Source organism: Streptomyces hyaluromycini, from assembly GCF_002217755.1.
Classification (GTDB): domain Bacteria; phylum Actinomycetota; class Actinomycetes; order Streptomycetales; family Streptomycetaceae; genus Streptomyces; species Streptomyces hyaluromycini.
In genome coordinates, this window is record NZ_BCFL01000026.1 from 245,007 (window position 1) to 268,744 (window position 23,738).

The following is a 23,738-nucleotide window of genomic DNA, read 5'->3' on the forward strand; positions in this document are numbered from 1 at the left end:
CTGTCGGCACCCGGGCGGAGCCGTTGTCCCGGGCCGCGAGGGCGGCCCGGGACAACGGCTCCGGAGCGGGCGGGAGAAGGTCAGGGGATGAGCCGCCACTGGTCGATGTAGCCGACGTCGATCGCGGCATGGTCCTGGACGCGGAGCTTCCAGGTGCCGGTCAGGGGCTGTGCGGAGGCGTCGACGGTGAACGTCTGGTCGACGTTGTCGGCGGAGCCGCCACTGCGGTTCAGGAGCGAGTAGACCGTTCCGTCGGGGCCGACCAGGTCGACCGTCAGGTCACCCCGGTAGGTGTGGATGATCTTCACGTAGACCTGGGTGGTCGTCGAGGCGTTACCGGTGCGGTCGGTGACGGTGATCGGGGACTCCACCGCGGAACTGTTGTCGGGGATGTCGACGCGGGTGGCGTTGGCGTAGACGTAGGCCACCTCCCACGAGAAGCTCACGGTGCTGCTCGCGCCGGTGTCGTCGGTGACCGTGATGGTGACGTCGCTGGTGCCGAGGGTGGTCGGGGTGCCGGAGATCAGGCCCGTGTCGCTCATCGTCAGTCCGTCCGGCAGGCCGGTCGCCGTGTACGTCAGGCCCGCGCCGGAGTTGGTGGTGTACGCGTCCGTCTGGAGGGTCACCGCCTGCCCGATGCCGCTGATCTGGTCGGTGATCGGTGCCACGTTGACGCCCAGCGCGATCCGGTTGCCCACGTTGATCGCCGCCCACGCGTCGGCCACGGCGAGGTAGGAGGGGCTGTAGGCGCCGAACAGGTCGGCCGCCGCCTGGAGCGTGGCCGTACGCGCGCCGGCGTAGTTCGTGCTCGACGTCATGTAGGTGGTGAGTGCCCGGTACCAGACGCGCTGGGCGTTGTCGATCCCGATCCCGGCCACCGGCCGGCCGTCGTAGGTGGGGCTGTCGTAGGCGACCCCGTTCACGGTCTTCGCCCCGCTGCCCTCGGAGAGCAGGTAGAAGAAGTGGTTGGCCGGGCCCGAGGAGTAGTGGACGTCGAGGCCGCCCAGCGAGGAGCTCCAGTAGTCGCTGGACGCACCGTCCTTGGAGGGCTTGTCCATGTAGCGCAGCGGGGTGCCGTTCCCGTTGATGTCGATCTTCTCGCCGACCAGGTAGTCCGGGACGTCGGCCGGCAGGTTCTCGTAGAACTCGACGGCGGCGGCGAAGATGTCGGACGTGGCCTCGTTGAGACCGCCCGACTCGCCGGAGTAGGTGAGGCCCGCGGTGGCCGCGGTGACACCGTGGCTCATCTCGTGGGCGGCCACGTCGAGCGCGGTGAGCGGGTGGGTGTTGCCCGAACCGTCGCCGTACGTCATGCAGAAGCAGGCGTCCTGCCAGAAGGCGTTGACGTAGTTGTTGCCGTAGTGGGCGCGGCTGTACGCGGCGACGCCGTCGTTGCGTATGCCGTTGCGGCCGAAGACGTTCTTGTAGTAGTCCCAGGTGGCCGCCGCGCCGAAGGCGACGTCCACGCCCGCGGTCTGCCGGTTGGCCGCGGTGCCGTCACCCCAGACATCGTTGTCGTCGGTGAAGAGCGTGCCGGTGCCCGAGGTGCCCTGGTTCAGGTCGTAGGTGCGGTGTCCGGCGCGGTCGCCGTCGACGAGCTGGTACGTCGAGCCGGAGAGCGTGGTGCTGAGCGGCACGGTGCCGTTGAACTGGCCGGTGCCGGTGCCGGTTTCGACGCCCTGGTACCTGAAGATCTGTTTCCCGGAGTCCGCGTCGGTGATCACGTGGAGTTCGTTGGGGGTGCCGTCGTCCTGGAAGCCGCCGACCACGGACTCCCAGGCCAGGGCGGGCTTGCCGGAGGCGGCCCAGACGACCAGACGCGGGGCGCTGTTGATCGCGGGCTGCTCGGCGCCGGCCTTCGCGGCGGTGGTGAGCGCCTGGGCCTTCGCCGTCGCCGAGGAGATCTTCGCCTTGGTGGACGGGAGCGCGAGGGCCGCCTTCGTGGCCCGCGACACCGTGAGGCGGCCGCCGCTGTCGTGGACGATCAGGTCGCCGCCGAGGACGGGAAGGCCTGCGTAGGTGCGTTCGTAGCGGGTGTGCGTCGTACCGTCGGCGTCCTGGGCCACGTCCTTGACGAGCAGCTTCTCGCCGGCGCCGAGGCCGAGGGTCCTCGCGGTGTCAGGAGCGTCCGCCGCGGCGCTCTTGAGCAGCGCCGTACGCCTCGCCGGCGAGAGCGGGGCGGAGGCCGCGCCGGCGTCGGGGGTGGCCAGGATCTTGGCGGGGGCGTGAGCGTCGGATGCGGCCAAGGCGGTGCCGTGCTGGATTCCGGCCACGAGCATGGCACTTGCGGCGGCCAGCGCCAGGGTGACGCTGTGTCTGGTGCGATGCTGATGACGGTCCTGCCGGAACATGCGTTCTCCTTCTGTGGGGTGATCGGGCCTGGTGGGCCCGGGAGAGCGGGTCGGCCTGGTGAGGCCGTCCGGCGGCGCGCGGGTGGGTGGCACGGCGCGAGGAGGGGTCAGGTCCTCGCTGCCGTGCGGGGTGAAGACAGGGGTCGGACACGGGAGTTGTGTGGGACAACCTGTGAGTAGACGGTGAACTTTCGGAGAGCAGATTGACACCCGGAGGCCACGAATGTCATGACCGCATCAGAACAACGGCTTGAACTGGCGGTTGCGAGCGGCTGGTTCGAACGCCCGGACAGTGCTTTTCGGCCGCTGGTTCGGCGCGGCCGCGTGCTAGCGGAGTCGCGTGCCAGCGGAGCCATGTGCTGGTGGAGTCGCGTGCCAGCGGAGCCACGTGCGTGCGGGGCCCGTCGAGCCGGATCGCCCGCGGTGTGACGGCCTAGCTCTCGGCCTCCGTGTCATAGCGCTCGCGTGCCTCGTGGACCTGCTCGATGTGGGTCTCCGCCCAGTCCTTCACGCCTGCCAGGAGCAGGGACAGGCTGTCCCCGAGCGGGGTGAGTTCGTAGTCCACGCGGACGGGGACGGCCGGGGTGACCGTGCGGGCGAGGATGCCGTCTCGTTCCAGTGAGCGCAGGGTCTGGGTGAGCATCTTGGGGCTGACGCCGGCGATCTTGCGGGAGAGCTCGCTGTAGCGCATCGGGCCGGGGGACAGTGCGCAGACGACGAGGCTGACCCACTTGTCGCTGATCCGGTCGAGGAGCTGGTTGGTGGGGCAGGACCGGATGAACGCGTCGTACTCCACGCGCGCCTGCTCGCGCCGCTGGGCCGCCGTCGTCGTCGGCATCGCTCACCTCTGGGGGACCTAGGCACCTTCAGGTAACTACTTACCAGAAGATAGTAGCTCTTCCTAGGGTTGCAGACAGCTGAGGAGAGACCGAAGCGAGAGCGACTTACAGGGAGCAGGCCGTCATGCGTGCAGCAGTGGTGAACAGGTTCGGCGGGCCCGAGGCCGTGGAGGTGGTGGAGACCGAGCGGCCCGAGCCGGGCCCGCGCCAGGTGCGGATCAAGGTCGCGGCGGCCGCGCTGAACCCCGCGGACGCGGGCGTGCGGGCCGGGTTCTTCGGCGGCGCGGGCAAGCGGATCGGGCTCGGCTGGGACGTCGCCGGGACCGTGGACGCGGCCGGCGCCGCCACCGCCTGGGGCGTCGGCGACCAGGTGGTGGCGCTGGACCCCGGCATGGTGCGGCCGCTCGGCACCCACGCCGAGTACGTCGTGGTGGAGGCGGACGCGGTGGCCTCGGCACCGGCCACGGTGGACGCGGTGCATGCGGCGACGCTGCCGCTGAACGGACTCACCGCCGTACAGGCCCTGGACCTGCTGGAGTTGGCCGAGGGGCAGTCCCTCCTGGTCACCGGTGCGGCGGGCGCGGTCGGCGGCTTCGCCGTCCAACTGGCCACCCACCGAGGGGTGTCGGTGACCGCACTGGCCCGCGAGGCCGACGAGGAGCTCGTACGGACGCTGGGAGCAGCGCACTTCACGGCGGGCGGGGTCGAGGCCGGGAGCTTCGACGCGGTACTGGACGCGGCGGCTCTCGGCGCGGCGGCCCTGGAGTGGGTGCGTGACGGGGGCCGCTACGTCGGCGTCCGGCCCGGAGCCGAGCCGGCGCCGGTGCGCGGGATACGGACGACCGCCGTCGCCGTGACCGCCGACGGGGCACGCCTCGCCGAACTGGCGGGACTCGTGGACGAGGGCGTGCTGACGCTCCGGGTGGCCGAGACATTCCCCCTGGAGGAGGCAGCCAAGGCACACGCCCGCCTCGCGGAGGGCGGGGTGCGGGGGCGGCTGGTGCTCATCCCCTGAAGGCTCGTCGTTGCCGTCGCCTTGAGCGTCCCGCCCCCGTGGGAACGAGTACTTGCCCGGCCGCCGCGATGTACCGGCGGCCGGGTCTTCGGGATCCGCCGGGCGGTGTGGCCATGACCGGCCTTCCGGCGGAGGTCCGGCGTACCGTACGGTGCGGATGAAGGACCGCTCCGGCCGAGCCGGGGCGGGGCGGGGCGGGGCGGGGAAGGAAGCATGAGCGAGCAGTCCGGCGGTCACGGCACTCTTGCGGACATCGGGACGCCGACCGGCCAGATGGTGGTGGTCGAGGACCTGCGCCGCACTTACGGCAGCGGCGACACCGCCGTCCACGCCCTGCGAGGTGTTTCCTTCAGCGTGCCGCGCGGCGAACTCGTCGCCCTCAGAGGTCGTTCCGGCTCCGGCAAGACCACCGTGCTCAACCTGGTCGGCGGCCTCGACACTCCGGACGGCGGCCGGATCATCCTGGACGGTACCGACCTGGCCGGGCTCGGCGACGACGACCTGCTGGCGCTGCGCCGCGACCGCATCGGCTTCGTCTTCCAGTCCTTCGGCCTCATCCCGATCCTGACCGCCGCCGAGAACGTCGGGGTCCCGTTGCGCCTGCGGAAGGTCCCGGCCCGCGAGCGCGAAGCCCGCGTCGGCCTCCTGCTCTCCCTGGTCGGCCTCTCCGACCACGCCGACCAGCGTCCCGGCGAGCTGTCCGGCGGCCAGCAGCAGCGGGTCGCGATCGCCCGCGCGCTCGCCAACAACCCCGCTCTGATCATCGCCGACGAACCCACCGGCCAGCTCGACGCCGACACCGGTCTCACCGTGATGGACCTGCTGCGCGCCGTCGTCCGCAGCGAATCGGTCACCGCCCTCGTCGCCACCCACGACACGCAACTCCTCGCGCTGGCCGACCGCGTGCTCGAAGTCCGCGACGGCCGCATCGTCGAGGACATCTGACGGCACCGCCCGCCGACCGGCGCCGGGAGCCTGCGCCGGGCGGCCCTCGACCGCTACTGGTGCTCCCTACGGTGGGAGCGGTGCCGCCCGGCACGCGTATCACTCGTCGCAGGCGCCGCCACCCGACCGTTCGGGACGGCAAGGCCGCCCCCGTCCCGAACCGGAAGCCGCGGGCACCGGAGCACCGGCCCCGCGCGCCACGCTGATCGGCGTGCCGCCGGCCCGGCGGATCCCGACGCTCGCACGGACTTCCGCATTACCCTGGCGGCTGTCCGGCAGGGTCATCCGCACACTTCACCTCCTCGGGGGACCGCGTGGCAGTGCACGAACAGCCGACCGGGGCACCGGACTTGGACGAGCTGCGCCGACGGGCCGCCGCGGCCGCCGCCCCGCAACGCGAGGAGGGGCTGGTCGTCTGCGAGAACCTGGTGCGGATCTACCAGACCGAGGGCGTCGAAGTGCAGGCCCTCCAGGGCCTCGACCTGGCCGTCGCCCAGGGCGAGATGATCGCGGTGATCGGCGCCTCCGGCTCCGGCAAGTCCACCCTGCTGGGCATCCTCTCCGGCCAGGACGTGCCCACCGCGGGTGCCGCCGAGGTCGCCGGACACGACCTGCTGGCGATGAAGCGCCGCGAGCGGCTGGAATACCGGCGTACCACCGTGGGCTTCGTCTGGCAGCAGACCTCCCGCAACCTGCTGCCCTACCTCACGGCGGCCGAGAACGTCATGCTTCCGATGACGTACACCGGGCTCAAGCGCTCCCGGCGCCGGGCCCGGGCCGAGGAACTGCTCGACCTGCTGTCCGTCGGCCACTGCCGGGACCGCACCCCCGACACGCTCTCCGGCGGCGAGCAGCAGCGGGTCGCCGTCGCCGTCGCCAACGCCAACGAGCCCCGCGTGCTGTTCGCCGACGAACCCACCGGCGAACTCGACACCGCCACCAGCGACGAGGTCTTCGCCGCGCTGCGCCGGGCCAACGAGGACCTGGGCGTCACCGTGATCGTGGTCACCCACGACGCGCTGGTGTCCGAGCAGGTCCAGCGCACCGTGGGGATCCGCAACGGCCGGACCTCGACCGAGGTGCTGCGCCGGGTCGCCACCGGCGAGGACGGCGTCGAGGTGCTCACCGCCGAGGAGTACGCGGTACTGGACGCCAGCGGCCGGCTGCAGCTGCCGGGCGAGTTCACCGAGCGCCTGCACATGCGCAAGCGGGTGCGGCTGGCCCTGGAGAGCGACCACATCGGCGTATGGCCCGACGAGGCCGCACGGCGCGCGAAGTCCGATGCGGAGGATGCGGAGGATGCGGAGGATGCGAAGCCCACGGCGCACGGCGGCCGGAGCGGCTGACGCACCTCGCCCGCGCAGCCGTTCAGGTGAGGCGCAGTACGGCCCCCAGGCGGCGTCGGCGGGCAAGGGCGGTCTCGGTGGTCGCGGCGGCCAGGACCAGGGCGGTCACGCCGGCGACGAGGGCGAGCGTCAGTGAGTAGTCGGTCCGCAGCGCCGGCTGGGCGGGGCCGCCCGTGAACTGCCGCAGGTCCAGCGTCCCCGCCATGAGCCGCGGTTCGAGCAGCCCGAGCAGTGTGCCGCCCACCGCCGAGGCCACTGCCAGCGGCAGGAGTTGGAGGAAGTGCAGCGCGCCGGCCTCCTTGCCGCCGAGTCCGAGGGTGCGCAGGAACGAGGCGGTGCGGCTGCGCTCGTGGGAGGTGAGGGTCAGTTCCAAGGCGAGCGCGAGCAGGCCCGACAGCGCGGCGAGGAGTGAGGTGACGGTGTAGATCGTGCCGAGGCCGCGCGTCAGGCCGTCCGCGCGCAGGGTGTTCAGCGTCTCGGAGCGGACGCGGATCCTGGCCAGCGGCCCGAGCGCCTCGGCCGCCGCCGACCGCAGTGCCGTGGGCTCGGTGGCGGCGGGACCGTCGCCCCTGAGGAGCAGGACGGTGCTGCCCGAGGGCTGCTGGGGCAGCAGATGTTCGGCGTCGGCGGTGGTGATCAGCAGGGGCGTTCCGGCCGCGATCTGTGCCGTGACCGGCCCGAGGAGGGGGTCGCGCAGTTCCGTGGTGGTGAGGGTGCCGACCGGTTTGAGGGTCAGGTTCACCGGGGGCTGCCCCGGGGTCACCGCCGTGGTGGTGAAGCCTCCGGTGCGCTCGCGCGCCCGCAGGTCGGGGGAGAGGAAGGACGGCAGTGGGGTGCTCGCGCCGGCCCGGGTGCCCGGCGGGGCGGCCAGCCCGGACAGCAGGGCGTCGGCCAGCGGCGACTTCGGGGCGACGGCGGCCAGTTGGCGGGGATCCATGGTGATCACGGCGACCTGGGTGATCGCCGCGCCGTCGGCCTGTCCGGCCAGGTCGAGGGTGCGCAGATGCTGGAGGGCGGTCCGTATGCCAGCAGGTGTGGCCCCGGCTGCCGTGGTGCCGGCGGAGGCTTCGGTCCCGGCCACGGTCGCGCTCGCGTCGGCGCCGGTGGTCCAGGCCGCGCCGGTGGTCAGGCCGTCGTCGATCGTACGGTGCACAAGGCCGCCGAACACGGCCGTGCCCAGGGTCAGGACCAGGACGAACAGGGCCAGCCCGGTCGCCGGGGCGTCGTGGGCGGCCCGGGCCGCTCCGATGAAGCCCACCGCTCCCCGGCCGCGCCGGGTCTGCCGCAGCACCAGGCGCAGCACAAACGGGTAGATCCGGAGCAGAATCAGTACGACGGCCAGCGCCACCAGTACCGGCACCGCACCCAGAATTCCGTCGGGGCCCTGCGAGCGCAGCGCGACCACGCCGGCCGCCGCCACGAGCAGCACCGTCAGCTCCAGGACCACGCGTCGGCCGACCACGGTCTTCCGGCGCGAGCGGCGGAACCGGCCGGGTCTGCGCGGCTCGCGGACCGCGAGCCAGGTCATGAGCGGTACCGTCAGAGCCACCACCGCGGTGGCGAGGGCGGCGGGCACCGGTTGCGGCGATCCGGAGGTGCCGGTCGGAGCGAGGGCCTGTCCGGCCGCCCAGCCGAGCAGCGCGGCGATGAGCACCACCGGCCAGGCCACGGCGCAGCGCAGCAGCACGAGCCGCGCGGTGGACGCGCCCCGCGCCCGCTGCAACCGCAGGTGCGGCTGCCGTCGGCGCAGCAGCAGCCGTACCGCGACGGCCACGGTGGCCAGCGCGACCGCGGCCAGCGAGTCGACGGCGAACGTCGCCAGCGACCTGGCCTGTCGGTCCTGAGCGGTGAACGCGGCGAGCAGCGGCGTCAGATAGTCGGTCAGCAGTACGGGCCCGGTGGTCTGGCCGCCGACCTGGCAGCCGATGTCGCCGGTGATCGGGTCGACCCCCTGGCACAGGGCGGCGCTCAGGTCCGCGCTGTACTGGGACAGCGGCCCGGTCAGTGCGCGGGCCTGGTCGAGCGCCGCCCCGGACAGGTCGGCGCGCAACTGCCAGGTCACCCGCGGGCCGCCCACCCCCGCGCCGGCCAGCAGGCCGGCGGCGTCGAGGCCGACGAGGCCGCGGACGGCGAGCACCGTGCCGGCGGAGCGTTCCGCCGGGTAGCGCGACGGCTGGTCCAGCGTCTCCCGGCCGCTCCAGAAGTCGTCGGTCGCGGCCGTGGTGCGGTAGACCCCGCTCACCAGCAGCCCCGCGTGGGGCGGTGCGTTCTGTACCCCGGGCGTCTTGGCGAACTCAAGGGTCAGTCGGCTGCCGGCCCGGACGCCCAGCGCCTGCGCGGTGGCCTGCGACAGACCGATCTGGGGCGCGGTGCCCAGCGGCGTGTGGTCGGCAGGCGCGTGGCCGCTGACGTAGTGCAGATGGGCCCGCGCGGACGGCAGATAGCTGACCGTCAGCTTGGTGCCGGCGTTCGCCGGGCCCGGCGGCTGCGGTGAGATCAGCGACGCCTGGTTGTAGTCGTAGCTGCCGCCGCCGACGGAGGCCAGGTGCCGTGCGGCGGAGCCGCCGAACCGGTCGGTGAGGGTGCGGCCGGCGCCGAGCAGGGTGGCCATGTCCACGGCGGGCGGCTGGGTGTCGAAGACCTCCGGTGTGGTACTCAGGCTGATCAGGGGCGCCTGGGCCTGCGCGGCGTCGACACGCTGCCGCAGCGCCCGGTCCTCCTGGCGGCCGGCGAAGGCGGGGGCCCAGGCGCACAGCGCCGTCAGCACCAGGACCAGTACCGCCAGGCAGGCCAGCAGCGGCAGGTCGCCGCGGGTCTCCTTGCGTATCAGGCGCCGCGTCACTGCCGCGCCCGTGCCCACGGGGCGCGTCACCGTCCGCCCTGTCCGGTCGTGTCCGGCCACCCGGCTCAACGGTCTTCCCCCGCTCGCAGTACACGTACCAGGTCCACCCGGGCCAGCAGCCGGGCCAGCGCCAGTACGACCGCGCTGATGGCCAGAGCGGTCGCCACCGCGGTCAGCGCCACGGTGCCCCAGGGTATGACCTGCGGCAGCGGGGGATAGGGGGCCTGTCCGCTGTCGTCCACGGTGACCAGCGGCAGCACCGCCGCTGCCAGGGCCGTGCCCATCAGCGCCCCCGGGACCACCGCGAACAGCGCCAGACTCAGTTGCTCCGCGCCCAGCAGCGCGGACAGGCTCTTGGCACGGACGCCGATCGCCCGCAGCAGGGCGAACTCCTTGCGGCGCTGCCGGGTGGAGACCACCGCGTGCACGGTGAAGGCGACGACCGCGAAACCGGGGGCCAGATACCGGACCAGTTCCAGCACCCGGCGCAGTCCGCTGCGGAACGGGTCGGCCTGCAGGGACGCGGCGGTGCGCGCCGTGGTGGTGACGCGGCCCAGCGCAGGCTGCGCCTCGGCGGCAGCGGCCGTGCGCGCGCTGTCGGTGCTGCCGATCCACCAGAACGCGGGATCCCTCTGGTCGGCACCGGCCAGCGTCAGCGCGGTGGCGAGTCGGCGCTGGTCGGCGATCAGCTGCCCCTGTCCGCGGCCCAGTCCGGACAGCGAGTCGACTCGGTCCACGATCTTGGCGGTGACCCGGCGGCCGCCCAGATCCAGTGTGGTGGTGCTGCCCACGCTCAGGTGTGCGTCGCGCAGCGTCGAGGCGTCGGCGCGCACCGGAAGCGGCGCCGGGTTGCCGGCCGGGCCCGCCACGAGTCGCACCTGGCTGCCGGGCTGGGTGTCGTAGTCGCTGTCGGCCAGGCCGCCGAAGGCGTCGCTGATGGCCCGGGAGGGCCGACTGCCGGTGCTGACGGTGGTCCGGAGCACCTCGGAGCCGCCGGGAACGATCGAGCACACCCCGGGGGTACCGGGATCGTAGCGGCCGGCCGGCTTTCCTCTGCAGGCCCCCGCGGTGGAGTCGGCGGCGTGGTCCGAGCCGTCGGCCCAGACCTGCCCACCCGGCAGCCCGGCGACCCAGGTGTCCGCGGTGCCGCGCGCGCCCAACCGGATCAGTTCCAGGTCCAGCCGCGCGGGACGCATGTTCGGCTGCGGCAGGACCTTCACGGCGGTCACCGTCACTGGATACGTCCGCGGGTGGCCGCCGCTCAGCGCCACGTCGAGCGGGACGACGACGGTGTGCCGGGCTCCGTCGGCGGCTGGGAGGTGGGCCGCCACGGCGCTGACGACGCCGGACGCGTCCTGCACGGTCAGTTCCAGGCTCGGCGCCGCACGGCTGCCGTCGCTGTGCACCCGCTCGTCCAGCAGCAGCGCGGTCGGACGCCCGGGGAGCGGTATCCCGAAGACGGCCGGTGCCGCGGTGCGGGGAGCGGGCCCGCCGATCGTGCCGACCAGGTTCTCGGTGGCGCCGCCTGGCAGGTTCACCGTCGACTGCGTCACCGGTGTCACCGCGGTCACCGCCGGCAGCGCGCGATAGGCGGCACCCAGTACGGAGGAGGGGTAACCGCCGTCTGCGGACGGGGAGATCCGCACGTCCGCGCCGACGGTGAACGCGGCCTGCTCGGACGCCAGACCGCCCAGGCAGGCCAGCGCGGTGGTGGCGAAGGCGCTCACCGACACGGCCAGGCACATCAGCACCACCGGTCCGGCGTTGCGCGCGGCCCGCCGGCTCAACTGCCAGCCGGCCAGCGCGGGGACCAGGCCCCGGCTGCGACGGCCGAACCGGTCCAGCAGCAGGGAGGTCAGCGGCAGCAGCCGCAGCAGCAGGAGAGCGGCGGCACCTGCCACCAGGGCCGGCGCCAGGACCAGTACCGGGTCCGCGGACGCGCTGCCGGTACCCACGTCGGAGATCAGCGAGTGATGCCGCCGCAGCTCCAGATACCCCAGGGCCGCGACGGCCAGCAGCGCCAGGTCGGCGCCCAGCCGCTGCGCGGCGGCGGCCCGTGCGCCGCGCCCCGGCCGGGACCGGGCCGACGGCAGCACGGGCAGCAGCACCGCCGCGGCGTGCACCAGCAGGGTCAGCCCCACCGCCGCCCACGCGTCGGTGCCCTGGCTGCCCGGGCCCAGCAGCCCGGCAAGGAAGGGCGCGACGGCGGCGGCCGGGACGCCGGTGAGTGCCCACTCGGCCGCCGCACCGCGCAGCAACCGCACGGTGCCGGCGCCTCTGGCCTGTTGGAGGGCCAGCTCACCGCGTCGGCGCTCGGTCAGCTGGCGGGCGGTCAGCACCAGGGTGGCCAGAGCGAGGACCGCCAGCAGCACGCTCGGCAGGTACAGCGAGGAGCGGGCCGCCGCCATCGGCACCGTCAGGTCGTCGATCGCGCCCGGCAGACCGGAGACCACCGTCAGGTCGTCCAGGGACGGCTGCCGCCCGCGGAACACCGACACACGGCTCTGGCTGCCGGAGAAGGCACCCAGCCGGTCGTGCAGCCCGGCGAGGCTGCCCGCGTCGAGACGGGAGAAGTCGGGCTGCACACTCCAGTGGACCGTGAGATGCCCGTTCAGGGCGGCGCTGTCGTTGAGAGCCGACGCCGAGACCACCAGCAGGTCCTGGTCGGCGGTCTCCCCCTGGGTCAGGTCGCCGGCCATCGCGGGCCAGAACCCGACGGCACCGGTCGCCCGGAAGACGCCGGTGATCCGCAGGGTCATGGCGCGCGCGAAGGCGTCCTGCACCTGGAGGCTGGAACCGGGTCCGACGCCCAGGCGCTTGGCCAGCGCGTCGGGCACCGCCGCGTCGACCGGGGCGGTGGACCCGGTGGCGACCCGGACATCGGGCAGCGAGGTGAACGCGCCGGCCGGGGCGTGGGCCGTGCCGGCGGGCCACCGTCCGGCGGTCAACCGCCCGAATCCGCCCCCGTCCTGCACCGCGACCGGGTGCAGCCCGCTGCCCCCGGGACCGCGCGGCGGGCCCGCGACCCCGTCGATCCCCGTCACCGACACCGGCGACGTGCCCAGCAGCCCCACATAGGTCCGCTGCGGCACCCCGGCGAACGCCCGGTCGGCGGCGGCCCGCACAGCTCGATCGGCGGCGGCCATTCCCCCGGCCCGGAAGGACGCGTTGACGTTCACCTGCGCGTCGAGGTCGGCAGCCAGCCGCCGTACGGCCCCGGCCTGCACCGAACTCCCTGCCAGCGCCGCGAGCGCGGCCAGCGCCGTCGCACACAGCAGGACGGTCACCGCGACAGCGGCCGGCACCAACCCGTGCTGGGCGGCCTGCCGGGCAACGGCGGGAAGCCGCCGGGCCGGGTGCGGAGCACCCGGGCGTCGCCGCGGCGAAGACCTGAAGGCCGTGGCGACCACATGAACCCCCGCGAGATCGAACATGTGACGGTGACGGCGCGCCACAGTCCTACCAGGCGTCCCCCAACCAGGCAATCATCGCTGATCTCTTCCCGGTCACCACGAGTCGCACAACCGGTCAGTCGTCCTCGATCGGCTGCCTGTTCCTCAGCAGCGCGGGTACGGGGCCGCCGGTGGTGGTGAAGCGGCTGCGGTAGTGGGTCGGGGTGGTGCCCAGGTGGCGGGCGAAGGCCCGGCGGAGGGTCTCGTCGGTGCCCAGGCCGCTGTGCCGGGCGGCCGAGGTGACGCTGTGGCCCGCCAGGAGCAGTTGCTGCGCGCGGTCCAGGCGGACCCGCTCGACCCAGCGTGCCGGTGTGGTGCCCAGCTCGGCGGTGAACAGCCGCGTCAGATGCCGGGGGCTGACGGCGGCGGACGCGGCCATGGCGGGCAGGCTGTGCTCGGCGGTCGGATCCGCGAGTACGGACGCGATCAGGGTACGGAGCAGGTCGCTGCGGGCCGGTGGTGTGGTGATGGCCGTGGAGAACTGCGACTGGCCGCCCGGGCGTTGCAGGAACACCACCAGCTCGCGCGCGATGTCCCGCGCCACGTCCGCGCCGTGGTCGTCCTCCACCAGGGCGAGGGTGAGGTCGATGCCCGCGCTGATGCCCGCCGAGGTGACGTACCGTCCGTCGCGGATGTGGATGGCGTCCGGCTCGACCCGAACCCGCGGGAACCGGCGCGCGAACGTGGCCGCGTGCCGCCAGTGGGTCGTCGCGCGCCGCCCGTCGAGCAGCCCCAGCTCGCCCAGCACGAACGCACCCGTGCACACCGAGGCGACCCTCCGCGCCCGCTCGGCGAGGTCGCGGGCCGTGGCGAGCAGCTCCGCCTCGATCGGCCGCTCGGCGAGCCGGTCGCCGCCGGCCACCAGGACCGTGTCGAGCGGGCCGGCGTCGGCCGCCCGGACCGTGCCGGTCAGCGCCGGCCCGGCGGAGGTGGTGACCGTGCCGCCCGCCGGGGAGACCAGCACCAGCTCGTAGGGGTCGGCGAGCCGGCCCGCCTGGTGCAGCACCTCCGACGGCCCGCTCACGTCGAGCATGGTCACCCCGTCGAAGACCACAAAGCCCACTCGATGCGTCATGTCCGAATCCGTGGTTTTCCTGGCAGTAGAGACATGGCCCAGCCTACGTCCCCCGGAGAACCCTGGAGGCACATCACCTATCCGGCATGGAGGCTGAGGAACGATGAGCGAAGAGATCGCAGGCGTACGGATCCCGGACACCGCCCTGGTGCGGGAGGCCACCGAGATGGTCCGTGACGTCGCCACCCCGCTGGTGTTCGACCACTCCCGGCGGGTCTTCCTGTGGGGCTCGCTGCGCGGCCGGGCCCTGGGCCTGGCCTTCGACCCCGAGCTGCTGTACGTCGGCGCGATGTTCCACGACCTGGGGCTCACCAAGAGCCTGCGCCGCACCGACCAGCGCTTCGAGATCGACGGCGCCGACGAGGCCCGCGCCTTCCTGCACGCCCACGGCATCACCGGCGAGCCCGCCGACCGGGTCTGGACGGGCATCGCCCTGCACACCACCCCGGAGATCCCGCTGCACATGGCACCCGAGATCGCCCTGGTCACCCGCGGGGTCGAGCTGGACGTGCTGGGCATCGGCTACCACGATGTCACCGACGAGCAGCGCGCGGCGGTCGTCGCGGCGCACCCGCGACCGGACTTCAAGAACCAGATCCTCGCCGCCTTCACCGAGGGCATCCAGGACCGCCCCGACACCACCTTCGGCAACGTCAAGGCCGACGTGCTCGCCCACTACGTCCCGGGTTTCCGGCGTGGCGACTTCGTCGAGGTCATCAAGAGCTCCGCCTGGCCCGAGTGACCCGCCAGGCAGCGGGGATCAGTCCGGCGGTGGCTTGAGGAGCCCCTCCACGATGTCGTGGAGGGGACCCAGGAGGTCCTCGGGCGTCGCGTCGGCCAGCGGCCGCAGGCCCACGGCGGAGCGTACGACGGCGACCCCGACGCCGAGGGCGACCAGGAGCTCCGCCCGCAGCTCGGCGTCGGGCGCCGACGAGGCACCCGACGCTTCGAGCACCTGCCGGCCGAACTCCGCCAGGGCCTGCCGGCGCAGCTCCGCCACCTGTTCGTCACCCGAGTCGCGCAGCAGCATCAGCACCGGATGCTCGCCGAACTCCGCCCACGCCCCGGCCGCCAGCTGCCGGCTGAGCGCCTCGGCGAGCGCGGCACGGTCGCGCGGGAACTCCCCTTCGCGGCCCAGGAACCGGGGCGTCGACGCCAGCGCCGCCTTGAAGAGGCCCTCCTTGGAGCCGAAGTACCGCTTGATGAGCGCCAGGTTGACCCCCGCGTCCGCGGCCACGTCCCGCAGCGTCGTGCGGTCGTAGCCCAGCTGCGTGAACCGGGCGCGGGCGGCCAGGAGCAGGGCCTGGCGGGTCGCCGTGGCGTCCCGGCGCCGGGGCCCGTCGGCGGCCTGACCGGTCACGTCGTCCGACGACACAGCGGCTCCTCTCGTCGACGCCGGCACGGCCTCTTCGCGGAACGAGGCTGCGCCACCAAGTAATCATGCGTTGACATGGTCCCGCAGCGCGGGCTACGTTGCCAAGTAATCACTTGATGACTAACCGCCTGATGACCGACGGGGCCGCGTGGAAGGAACAGAGACGGTGCCTCAGCAAGCCCTTCTCGTCATGGATGTCCAGCAGGTCGTCGTCGACCGTTTTCCCGACGGCGAGTACCTGCCCCGCCTGAGCAAGGCGATCGACGCCGCCCGGGCCGCCGGCGTTCCGGTGATCTACGTGGTCGTCGGCTTCCGCCCGGGCTACCCGGAGGTCAGCGCCCGTAACAAGATGTTCCGCGGTCTGGTGGGCGCCGCGGTGCGGCCGGCCGGGGACGACCGGGCCACGCAGGTCCACCCGGACGTGGCTCCCGCGCCCGGCGAGCCGGTCGTCACCAAGCGGCGCGTCAGCGCCTTCGCCGGCAGCGACCTCGACATGGTGCTGCGGGCCGGCGGGATCGATCACCTCGTTCTCACCGGCATCGCCACCAGCGGTGTCGTGCTGTCCACCCTGCGCCAGGCCGCCGACCTCGACTTCGAGCTCACTGTCCTGTCCGACGGCTGCCTCGACTCCGACCCGGAGGTGCACCGGGTGCTCACGGAGAAGGTGTTCCCCATGCAGGCGGAGGTCGCTACCGTCGACGCGTGGGCGGCAGCACTCTGACCGCGCGCTGACCGCACTCGGACCGCACCCCGGCCCCGGCCGTCAGGCGAGCGTCACCTCCACCGGCAGCTTCTTGATGCCGTTCACGAAGTTCGAGCGCACGCGCGGCACCTCGCCGACCAGACGGATGTCGGCGAGCCGGGGGATCAGCTCCTCGAACATGATGCGGATCTCGGTGCGCGCGAGCAGGTTGCCCAGGCACAGGTGCGGGCTGCCCTTGCCGAAGGTGACGTGGTCGTTCTTGGAGCGCGTGACGTCGAAGTCGTACGGGTTCCCGAAGACCTCCTCGTCACGGTTGCCCGAGGCGTACCACATGACGACCTTGTCGCCCTCCTTGATCCGCTTGCCGCCCAGCTCGACGTCACGGGTCGCGGTACGTCGGAAGTGGTAGACGGGGGACGCCCAGCGGAGGAACTCCTCCACCGCCGTCGGGATCAGCGAGGGGTCGTCCCTGAGACGGGCCAGCTGCTCGGGGTGCTGGAGGAGGGCCAGCATGGAGTGGGTGATGGTGTGCCGGGTGGTCTCGTTGCCGGCCACCACCAGGAGCAGGAAGTAGTTGTCGAAGTCCTGGGCGGAGAGCGGGACTCCGTCGCGCGGGGTGGTGTTGACCAGCTTGGAGATCAGGTCGCTCCCCTCGCCGCCGCGCCGCTGCCGGGCCAGCTCCCGCCCGTACTCGAAGACTTCGAGCGAGGCGGGGGAGCGGAACGGCAGGTCGCGGTACTTCTCGCTCTCCGCGCTGTGCAGCAGGACGTCCGCGTAGTCGGGGTCGGTGTTGCCGATGATGCGGTTGCCCCAGTCGATCAGCTGCTGGTTGTCCTCCGGCGGGACGTCCAGGAGCCGGGCCAGGACGTTGATGGGGAAGTCCGCGGAGACCTCCTTCACGAAGTCGAAGGTCCCCTTGGCGAGCGCCGCGTCCAGCGTCTTCGCCGTCAGCCCGCGCAGGAAGTCCGTGTAGCTGTTGATGACCCCTGCCCCGAACTGCCGCTGGATCACGCTGCGCAGGGCGCGGTGGCGGACGCCGTCCATCTCCAGGACCGAGGCGCGTTTGCGGATCTGGTCCTCGTCCAGCTCCTCCAGGTTCACGAACTTCGTGGAGGTGAACGTCTCGGCGTCCCGGTCGACGCTCGCGATGTCGGCGTGCCGGGTCACCGCCCAGAAACCGGAGTTGGGCGCCTCCTCCGGCTGCCAATGGACCGGGTCCTGGTGGCGCAGGGTGTGGAACATCCGCCAGGGTGTGACCCCGTCGGTGAAGTTGTCGAGGTTCGCGAGGTCGACATCGGCGAGGCGCATGGCCTCGACGCCGGTGGCTGTGGTCATCGTCGGTCCTTCACAGGTGGTAGGCGTACTCGGTGAACTCCCAGTCGGTGACATGCCGTTGGAAGCGTTCGACCTCGTTGCGCTTGTAGGTGAGGTAGGAGTCGGTGAAGTCCTTGCCGAGCAGTTCGGCGAGCGAGGTGTCCGCCTCCAGTGCGTCCAGCGCGGCGGACAGGTCCATCGGCAGCACGGCCGCCTTCGCGGTGTCGTAGCCGTAGCCCTCCAGCGGAGCGGGCGGCTCCTCGCCGGCCAGGACACCGAGGAGCGCGGCGGCCGTGGTCGCGGCGATCGCCAGATAGGGGTTGGCGCTCGCGTCCCCGAGCCGCAGTTCGAGCCGGGCACCGGCGCCGCGCTCGGGCGGCACGCGGACCATCGCGCTGCGGTTGTCCAGGCCCCAGTCGATCAGCCAGGGGGCGAGGGTGTCCGGTCCGAAGCGCTTGTACGAGTTGACCGTCGGGTTCAGCAGCGCGGCGAGGGCAGGTGCGTGCGCGAGGACGCCGGCGATCGCGTACCGGGCGGTGGCCGAGAGGCCGTACGCGCCGGAGGGGTCGTCGAAGGTGTTGCGTGCCTCCTCGCCCTCGCCCTCGCAGGACAGGTGAAGGTGGAAGCCGGAGCCGCCCGCGTCGTTGAAGGGCTTCGCCATGAAGGTGGCCAGCCGGCCCTCGCGCCGGGCCAGCTCCTTCACCGCGGCCTTGAAACGGAACGCCCGGTCGGCCGCGGACAGGGCCTCCGAGTGCAGCAGGTTGATCTCGAACTGCCCGCCGTCGAACTCGTGGTTCCCGCTCAGCACCCCGATGCGCAGGTCGCGCACCTGCCGCAGGGTGCGCAGCAGATGGTTGTCGGGGTCGGCGCGCAGACCGGCGGTGTAGACGACCCCGGGATTGGCCGCGTAGCGACGCCATCCGCCCGCCGGATCCGGCTCGCACAGGAAGTACTCCAGTTCGGGTCCGACGACCGGGCTCAGCCCGTGCTCACGGCACCGCTCCAGGACCGACCGCAGCAGGTCGCGTGGTGACTCGGGGGCGGGCGCCCCGGTGGCCGGATCGGTGACATCGGCCAGGCAGGCCGCCACGCCCGGCTCCCAGGGCAGCGCGACCAGGGTGGCGAGGTCCGGCCGTACGCAGACGTCCGGCAGCCCGGCGTCCAGACCGCCGCTGACCGGGACCACGTCCCCCTGCGGACTCGTGTGGTACACGGCCCGGCAGAAGGCCAGCCCGTGCTCCAGCGTCCGCGGCAGCTCCTCCACGAGCACGTCACGCGCCCGGTCCGTGCCGATGAGGTCGGGATATGTCACCCGGACGACATCGATGCCGTCGGCGGCGAGCCGGTCCAGGTGCCGGCGGATTTCTGCATGGTCTTGATCGCTCACCGTTGTCTCCTCGGGCGGACGGACGTCGGGACACCACCTGAGGGATCCGGGGAGCCGGTGATCCGGGAGGTGGGTGGCGTGAGAGGTGAGGGCCGGGGCGCGATGACGCGGACAGCTCTCCGGCCTGCTGTTTGAAGCCAAACGGTAGGCAGGGGTGCACCTTGCCGCAAGAGGGTGGTGCAAAGAATTTATCCATACGGATAGGTATTGACCAGGGGGTGGCGGCTGGCTACCTTGTTTGAAGCCAAACGAGTCCGGGGTGCGGTCCGCCGCAACCCGTTGGCAGGGCCCGGCCGGCAGGACCGGCCGGGCCCACTTCCTCCCCCTCTCCCTTCGCTCCCGCTCCCTCAGGAGGACCGGCCATGAAGGTCGTCGTCGACATGAACAAGTGCCAGGACCACGGCCAGTGCGTCTTCGCGGCCCCCGACGTCTTCTCCCTGGACGACGCCGGCCACCTCGCCTATGTCTCCGACCCGGACGACGCGCTGCGCGACGAGGTCGAGGAAGCGGCCGACGTCTGCCCGCTCCAGGCCATCCGGATCGAGGCCTGACCATGAACGCGCGCATCGTCGTGGCCGGCGCCTCCATGGCCGGCCTGCGCGCCGCCGAGCAACTGCGCGCGGCCGGCTGGAGCGGCGCGATCACCCTCGTCGGCGACGAACCGCACCTGCCCTACAACCGGCCGCCCCTGTCCAAGGAGGTCCTGGCAGGCAAGGCCCCCTTCGAGTCCCTCGCCTTCCGGCCGCGCGCCAGCGTGTCCGACGTGGAGTGGCGGCTGGGCAGGACGGTGGTCGCCGCGGGACTGGACGAGCGGACGGTTCGGCTCGACGACGGCACCGAGCTGTCGTACGACGGACTGGTCGTCGCCACCGGGATGCGCCCCCGGCGCCTGAACTGCCCAGGACCCAAGGCCGGTCGCCACACGGTCCGCACGCTCGACGACGCCCAGGGGCTGCGCGAGGCGTTGACCCGGCCCGGCGCCCGGGTCGTCGTGGTCGGCGCCGGGTTCATCGGCTGCGAGGTCGCCGCGACCGCGGTGGGTCTCGGCGTCGCCGAGGTGACCGTCGTCGACCCGCTGCCGCTGCCGATGGCCGGGCCGCTCGGAGAGCTGCTGGGCCGCGCCCTGCTCAAGCGGCACGAGGAACGCGGGGTGCGCTTCGCGCTGGGGGCCGGTGTCGCCGGGTTCACCGGAGGCGACCGCGTCACCGGTGTGGTCCTGAGCGACGGCTCGGTGCTGCCCGCGGACGTGGTGGTCGAGTCGGTGGGCTCGGTCGCCAACACCGAGTGGCTCGAAGGCAACGGGCTCGACCTGACCGACGGAGTGCTCACCGACGCCTGCCTGCGGGCCGGCGGCCGGCCGGACGTGGTCGCGGTGGGAGACGTGGCCCGGTTCCCCAACGCCCGCTACGACGGTGTCCCGCGCCGGGTCGAGCACTGGTGCATACCGACCGACACCGCCAAGCACGCGGCGAAGACGCTGGTCGCCGATGCCGCACCGGGGCCGTTCGCGCCGTTGCCCTCCTTCTGGAGCGACCAGCACGACTTCCGGCTCCAGTCCTTCGGGGCGCCGGTGCTCGGCAGACAGGACGTCCGCGTCCTCGACGGCGACCCGGAGGGGGACGTGCTCGTCGGCTACCACCACGACGACCGGCTCGTCGGTGTCGTCGCACTCGGCGGCCAGGCCGTGGCCGCGTCCGCCGCCCGATACCGCGCCGAGCTGCTGAAGCAGCCCGCCCTGACCATGACCGTCTGAGGAGCCTCAAGTGACCGGTGTACGTGGCTTTTTCCACCCCCGGACGGCGAGCGGCGCCTCGTCGCTGATCCCGGCGCCGCCGTGGCGGTACTCCGGTGACCTGCTCACCGTCGAGTACCGCACGGATCCCTCGCGGGTGCGTGAACTGCTCCCCGAGCCGCTGGAGTTGGCCGACGAGGATCCCGGCGCGGTGGCGCTGATCTGGGCCGACTGGCAGTCCTGCTCTGCGGCCGGGGACGAACTGCTCGATCCCGTGCGCGCACAGTACAAGGAGGCCTTCGCGGTCGTGCGCTGCCAGTACCGGGGACAGACGTACTCGCGATGCGTCTACATCTGGGTCGACAAGGACTTCGCGATCGCCCGTGGGCTGCACCAGGGGTATCCCAAGAAGCTCGGGTCGATTCACCAGACGCGGCCGCATCCGCACGGGCCGGCTCCCCGGATCGAGGCCGGGGCGCGGTTCGGGGCGACGCTGGCGGCGGCCGACCGGCGGCTGGCACAGGTGGTGGTGACCCTGCGCGAGCCGTCCGGGACGAACGGGTTCGTCAACGGGCATCCGATGGCTCATCACCGGTGGCTGCCTTCCATCGAGAAGGGCAAGGGGCTGGCTCTGGACGAGCTGATCGAGTCGGGGGCCGCGGACTTCGCAGGGGGGCAACCGTGGGTGGGGGAGGCCGAGTTGGAGTTGTTCGAGGCACCCACCGAGGAGCTGGCTCGGCTGGAGGTCCGGGAGCCGGTCGCCGCGTACTACCGGCAGGTGGGGGTGGTTTGGGATGGGGGGCGGCTTCTTGAGTCCGGGATGTCCGGAGCGGTTGCCGAGTGAGGTGCGTGGTCGGGTGCGGGTGCGTTGTGGCTGGTCGCGCCCACGCGGCGGCAGCCGCACATTGAACACAGCCCCGCGCCCCTGAGGTAAGTGGCCGACCCCTTCGTATGAATGGAAACCCTTCTCATGGCTGACAAGATCACCGTTGCCGGAGTCTCCGTGGATACCCGGCACTGGGTCGGTGGCCAGCGTGTCGCCTCCGTCGACACTTTCACCGATACCTCTCCGATTGACGGCAGTGCCCTCGGTGAAATCGCCCGCGGCGGGCCCGCCGAGGCCCAGGCAGCCGTTGCCGCTGCCCGTGCCGCCTTCCCCTCCTGGGCCGCCACCCCCCGTGCCGAGCGCGCTCGTCTCCTCCACGCCATCGCCGACGGTGTCGAGAAGCGGATCGAAGAGCTGGCGATCGTCGAGACCACCGACAACGGCGCCCTTCTGCGCTCGCACCGGCGTGGAGTCATGCCCCGTGTCGCCCACAACTTCCGTTTCTTCGCGGACTGGTTGCTGACGCTGGAGCACGAGGACTTCGAGACGCGCGGACACTCCAACCACGTCAGCTGGGACCCCGCCGGCCCCTGCGTGCTGATCACCCCGTGGAACGCCCCGCTCATGCTGGCCACCTGGAAGGTCGCCCCCGCCCTCGCGGCCGGGAACACCGTGATCCTCAAGCCCGCCGAGTGGTCCCCGCTGACCGCCTCCCTCCTCGCCGACATCGCCGCCGAGGCCGGGCTGCCGGCCGGTGTGCTCAACGTCGTGCAGGGATACGGCGCCGAGATCGGCGACGCGCTCACCTCCCATCCGGACGTGCGCCGGATCAGCTTCACGGGGTCGGTGCCCACGGCGAAGCGCATCGCCGCCTCGGCCGCCGCCAACCTGACGCCACTGAGCCTCGAACTCGGCGGCAAGTCACCCCTGTTGGTGTTCGCCGACGCGAACCTGGAGCTCGCCGTCGACCTGGCGGTGGAGCAGTACGACAACGCCGGGCAGGTCTGCCTGGCGGGTACCAGGCTGCTGGTCGAGGATTCGGTCGCCGAGGAGTTCACCCGGCGGTTCGTGGCGAAGGCGGGCGCGCTGCGGCAGGGTGACCCGCGCGACGAGGCCACCGACATCGGACCCAACATCCACCCCCGTCAGCTGGAGAAGATCGACGGCTTCGTGCAGCGGGCGATCGCCGAAGGGGCGCGGACCGTGATCGGCGGGCACCGCCGGGACGGGCAGTTCTATGCGCCGACGCTCCTCACCGACGTCGCGCAGGACAGCGAGGTCGTCCAGGAAGAGGTCTTCGGGCCCGTCCTCACCCTCCAGACCTTCGCCGACGAGGAGGAGGGGGTTCGGCTCGCGAACGACACGCGGTTCGGGCTCGCGGCCACCCTCGCCACCGGAGACCCCGAGCGTGCCGAGCGGGTCACCGCGCAGCTGGTCGCCGGCACCGTCTGGGTCAACTGCTTCTTCGTCCGCGACCTCCAGGCCCCCTTCGGCGGCTCCCGCCTCTCCGGTGTCGGGCGCGAGGGCGGCACCTGGAGCTTCGACTTCTACTGCGACCTGAAGAACACCGTCACCGCACCGAAGGGCTTCAAGGACCATGGGTGAGATCGTCGGGGCGGGGCTCCTCGCCCATGTGCCCACCATCGTGCTGCCGGAGGCCGACCGGCTGGAGCTCAACGAGGGCAAGGAGATCACCCTCGTCTCCGGTCTGCGCGAGCTGCGCAAGGACGTCTTCGAGCGGGACGACTACGACACCGTCGTCGTGCTTGATTCCCACTGGGCGACGACCGTCGAGTTCGTCGTCACGGCACAGCAGCGCAGAGCGGGGCTGTTCACCTCCGAGGAACTGCCGCGCGGGATGTGCCGGATGCCGTACGACTTTCCCGGCGACCCGGAACTCGCCCACAGCATCGCCTCGTTCGCCGACAAGCACGGCACCTGGATCACCCCGATCGACGACGAGTACCTGCCGATCTACTACGCCACGATCAACCTCTGGAAGTTCCTGGGGGAGGGCCTGCCCGACAAGCGCTGGGTGACCATCGGGGTGTGCCAGACCGGGGACATGGAGGACCATCTGCGGCTCGGGCGGGCGCTCGCCGACGGGATCGCCGCCATGCCGGGGCGGCGGGTGCTGCTCATCGCCTCCGGTGCCCTCTCGCACACCTTCTGGCCGCTGCGCGAGCTGCGCGACCACGAGGCCAGCGATCCGGTGCACATCCGTACACCGGAGGCTCGGGAGGCCGACTACGAGCGCATCGAGTGGTTCAAGGAGGGCCGGCACGACAAGGTCCTCGACACCATGGACGCGTTCTGGAAGTTCAAGCCCGAGGCGAGGTTCTCCCACTACCTGATGCTGGCCGGCGCCCTCGGCGAGCAGGCCTGTGCCGCCCCGGCCCGGCAGTACGGCGAGTACGAGAACTCCGTCGGCACCGGCCAGGTCCACCTCTGGTTCGACCGGCCCGCCGACGGCTGGACCGGCACCGGCACGCCCGTGAGCGCCGCGCCCCACCACCCGCACCGTCGCCCCTAGGAA

18 protein-coding genes are annotated in these 23,738 nt (G+C 72.5%); 10 read left to right on the forward strand and 8 right to left on the reverse strand.

Annotated elements, in window-relative coordinates; genetic code table 11:
- Positions 1-80 precede the first annotated feature (80 nt).
- Together SSP29_RS35265 and SSP29_RS35270 are read right to left on the reverse strand one after the other, a co-directional pair.
- On the reverse strand, positions 81-2,351 hold the full coding sequence (locus SSP29_RS35265) for a M4 family metallopeptidase (protein WP_089104951.1): 2,271 nt from the start codon (positions 2,349-2,351) through the stop codon (positions 81-83).
- Positions 2,352-2,784: 433 nt separating this feature from the next.
- Entirely contained in the window at positions 2,785-3,189 is a 405-nt protein-coding gene (locus SSP29_RS35270) for a winged helix-turn-helix transcriptional regulator (RefSeq protein ID WP_089104952.1), read from the reverse strand.
- A 125-nt stretch (positions 3,190-3,314) separates the two neighbouring features.
- On the opposite strand from SSP29_RS35270, the gene SSP29_RS35275 reads away from it, so the two are divergent.
- From SSP29_RS35275 to SSP29_RS35285, 3 genes are all read left to right on the forward strand, one after another.
- A complete protein-coding gene (locus SSP29_RS35275) occupies positions 3,315-4,205 on the forward strand; it encodes an NADP-dependent oxidoreductase (RefSeq protein WP_089104953.1) in 891 nt (296 codons plus the stop codon).
- Positions 4,206-4,418: 213 nt separating this feature from the next.
- A complete protein-coding gene (locus tag SSP29_RS35280) occupies positions 4,419-5,150 on the forward strand; it encodes an ABC transporter ATP-binding protein (RefSeq protein ID WP_089104954.1) in 732 nt (243 codons plus the stop codon).
- Positions 5,151-5,470: 320 nt separating this feature from the next.
- On the forward strand, positions 5,471-6,496 hold the full coding sequence (locus SSP29_RS35285; protein WP_438363831.1) for an ABC transporter ATP-binding protein: 1,026 nt from the start codon (positions 5,471-5,473) through the stop codon (positions 6,494-6,496).
- A 22-nt stretch (positions 6,497-6,518) separates the two neighbouring features.
- Here the strand turns inward: SSP29_RS35285 and SSP29_RS35290 are convergent, their stop codons facing one another.
- The 3 genes from SSP29_RS35290 to SSP29_RS35300 all read right to left on the reverse strand — a co-directional run bounded on the left by SSP29_RS35290 (position 6,519) and on the right by SSP29_RS35300 (position 13,865).
- Positions 6,519-9,368 (reverse strand): hypothetical protein, encoded by a 2,850-nt coding sequence (locus tag SSP29_RS35290; RefSeq protein WP_150135513.1) that lies wholly within the window; start codon positions 9,366-9,368, stop codon positions 6,519-6,521.
- 35 nt (positions 9,369-9,403) lie between these two features.
- Positions 9,404-12,643 carry an FtsX-like permease family protein gene (locus SSP29_RS35295; RefSeq protein ID WP_245883402.1) on the reverse strand — a complete coding sequence of 1,080 codons (3,240 nt, stop codon included), beginning with the start codon at positions 12,641-12,643 and terminating at the stop codon, positions 9,404-9,406.
- 223 nt (positions 12,644-12,866) lie between these two features.
- Positions 12,867-13,865, reverse strand: coding sequence for a GlxA family transcriptional regulator (locus tag SSP29_RS35300; RefSeq protein WP_089104956.1), 999 nt, complete (start codon positions 13,863-13,865; stop codon positions 12,867-12,869).
- 103 nt (positions 13,866-13,968) lie between these two features.
- On the opposite strand from SSP29_RS35300, the gene SSP29_RS35305 reads away from it, so the two are divergent.
- The gene (locus tag SSP29_RS35305) at positions 13,969-14,607 is read left to right on the forward strand and encodes an HD domain-containing protein (RefSeq protein WP_089104957.1); all 639 of its coding nucleotides are present in this window, start codon (positions 13,969-13,971) and stop codon (positions 14,605-14,607) included.
- An 18-nt stretch (positions 14,608-14,625) separates the two neighbouring features.
- Here SSP29_RS35305 and SSP29_RS35310 read toward each other — a convergent pair whose 3' ends face one another.
- Positions 14,626-15,240 (reverse strand): TetR/AcrR family transcriptional regulator, encoded by a 615-nt coding sequence (locus SSP29_RS35310; RefSeq protein ID WP_167450066.1) that lies wholly within the window; start codon positions 15,238-15,240, stop codon positions 14,626-14,628.
- A gap of 166 nt (positions 15,241-15,406) precedes the next feature.
- On the opposite strand from SSP29_RS35310, the gene SSP29_RS35315 reads away from it, so the two are divergent.
- A complete protein-coding gene (locus SSP29_RS35315; protein ID WP_150135514.1) occupies positions 15,407-15,961 on the forward strand; it encodes a cysteine hydrolase family protein in 555 nt (184 codons plus the stop codon).
- A gap of 42 nt (positions 15,962-16,003) precedes the next feature.
- Here SSP29_RS35315 and SSP29_RS35320 read toward each other — a convergent pair whose 3' ends face one another.
- Both SSP29_RS35320 and SSP29_RS35325 read right to left on the reverse strand, forming a co-directional pair.
- Entirely contained in the window at positions 16,004-17,278 is a 1,275-nt protein-coding gene (locus tag SSP29_RS35320) for a cytochrome P450 (protein WP_089104960.1), read from the reverse strand.
- Between the two features lie 10 nt (positions 17,279-17,288).
- On the reverse strand, positions 17,289-18,644 hold the full coding sequence (locus SSP29_RS35325; RefSeq protein ID WP_089104961.1) for a glutamine synthetase family protein: 1,356 nt from the start codon (positions 18,642-18,644) through the stop codon (positions 17,289-17,291).
- Positions 18,645-19,006: 362 nt separating this feature from the next.
- Here SSP29_RS35325 and SSP29_RS56940 point away from each other — a divergent pair, with 362 nt between their 5' ends.
- The 5 genes from SSP29_RS56940 to SSP29_RS35350 all read left to right on the forward strand — a co-directional run bounded on the left by SSP29_RS56940 (position 19,007) and on the right by SSP29_RS35350 (position 23,735).
- Positions 19,007-19,195 carry a ferredoxin gene (locus SSP29_RS56940; RefSeq protein WP_089104962.1) on the forward strand — a complete coding sequence of 63 codons (189 nt, stop codon included), beginning with the start codon at positions 19,007-19,009 and terminating at the stop codon, positions 19,193-19,195.
- Between the two features lie 2 nt (positions 19,196-19,197).
- Entirely contained in the window at positions 19,198-20,397 is a 1,200-nt protein-coding gene (locus SSP29_RS35335; protein WP_089104963.1) for an NAD(P)/FAD-dependent oxidoreductase, read from the forward strand.
- Positions 20,398-20,407: 10 nt separating this feature from the next.
- Complete coding sequence (locus tag SSP29_RS35340; protein ID WP_089104964.1) at positions 20,408-21,220, forward strand: acetoacetate decarboxylase family protein; 813 nt, start codon at positions 20,408-20,410, stop codon at positions 21,218-21,220.
- Between the two features lie 126 nt (positions 21,221-21,346).
- On the forward strand, positions 21,347-22,807 hold the full coding sequence (locus tag SSP29_RS35345) for an aldehyde dehydrogenase (RefSeq protein ID WP_089104965.1): 1,461 nt from the start codon (positions 21,347-21,349) through the stop codon (positions 22,805-22,807).
- On the forward strand, positions 22,800-23,735 hold the full coding sequence (locus tag SSP29_RS35350; RefSeq protein ID WP_089104966.1) for a 3,4-dihydroxyphenylacetate 2,3-dioxygenase: 936 nt from the start codon (positions 22,800-22,802) through the stop codon (positions 23,733-23,735). Before SSP29_RS35345 ends, SSP29_RS35350 begins: the two co-directional genes overlap by 8 nt.
- Positions 23,736-23,738: the final 3 nt, after the last annotated feature.

Bases quoted from the DNA above. Each gene is read 5' to 3' on its own strand.
- SSP29_RS35265 (WP_089104951.1), bottom strand. From the start codon at position 2,351: ATGTTCCGGCAGGACCGTCATCAGCATCGCACCAGACACAGCGTCACC.
- SSP29_RS35270 (WP_089104952.1), bottom strand. From the start codon at position 3,189: ATGCCGACGACGACGGCGGCCCAGCGGCGCGAGCAGGCGCGCGTGGAG.
- SSP29_RS35275 (WP_089104953.1), top strand. From the start codon at position 3,315: ATGCGTGCAGCAGTGGTGAACAGGTTCGGCGGGCCCGAGGCCGTGGAG.
- SSP29_RS35280 (WP_089104954.1), top strand. From the start codon at position 4,419: ATGAGCGAGCAGTCCGGCGGTCACGGCACTCTTGCGGACATCGGGACG.
- SSP29_RS35300 (WP_089104956.1), bottom strand. From the start codon at position 13,865: ATGACGCATCGAGTGGGCTTTGTGGTCTTCGACGGGGTGACCATGCTC.
- SSP29_RS35305 (WP_089104957.1), top strand. From the start codon at position 13,969: ATGAGCGAAGAGATCGCAGGCGTACGGATCCCGGACACCGCCCTGGTG.
- SSP29_RS35320 (WP_089104960.1), bottom strand. From the start codon at position 17,278: ATGACCACAGCCACCGGCGTCGAGGCCATGCGCCTCGCCGATGTCGAC.
- SSP29_RS56940 (WP_089104962.1), top strand. From the start codon at position 19,007: ATGAAGGTCGTCGTCGACATGAACAAGTGCCAGGACCACGGCCAGTGC.
- SSP29_RS35335 (WP_089104963.1), top strand. From the start codon at position 19,198: ATGAACGCGCGCATCGTCGTGGCCGGCGCCTCCATGGCCGGCCTGCGC.
- SSP29_RS35345 (WP_089104965.1), top strand. From the start codon at position 21,347: ATGGCTGACAAGATCACCGTTGCCGGAGTCTCCGTGGATACCCGGCAC.
- SSP29_RS35350 (WP_089104966.1), top strand. From the start codon at position 22,800: ATGGGTGAGATCGTCGGGGCGGGGCTCCTCGCCCATGTGCCCACCATC.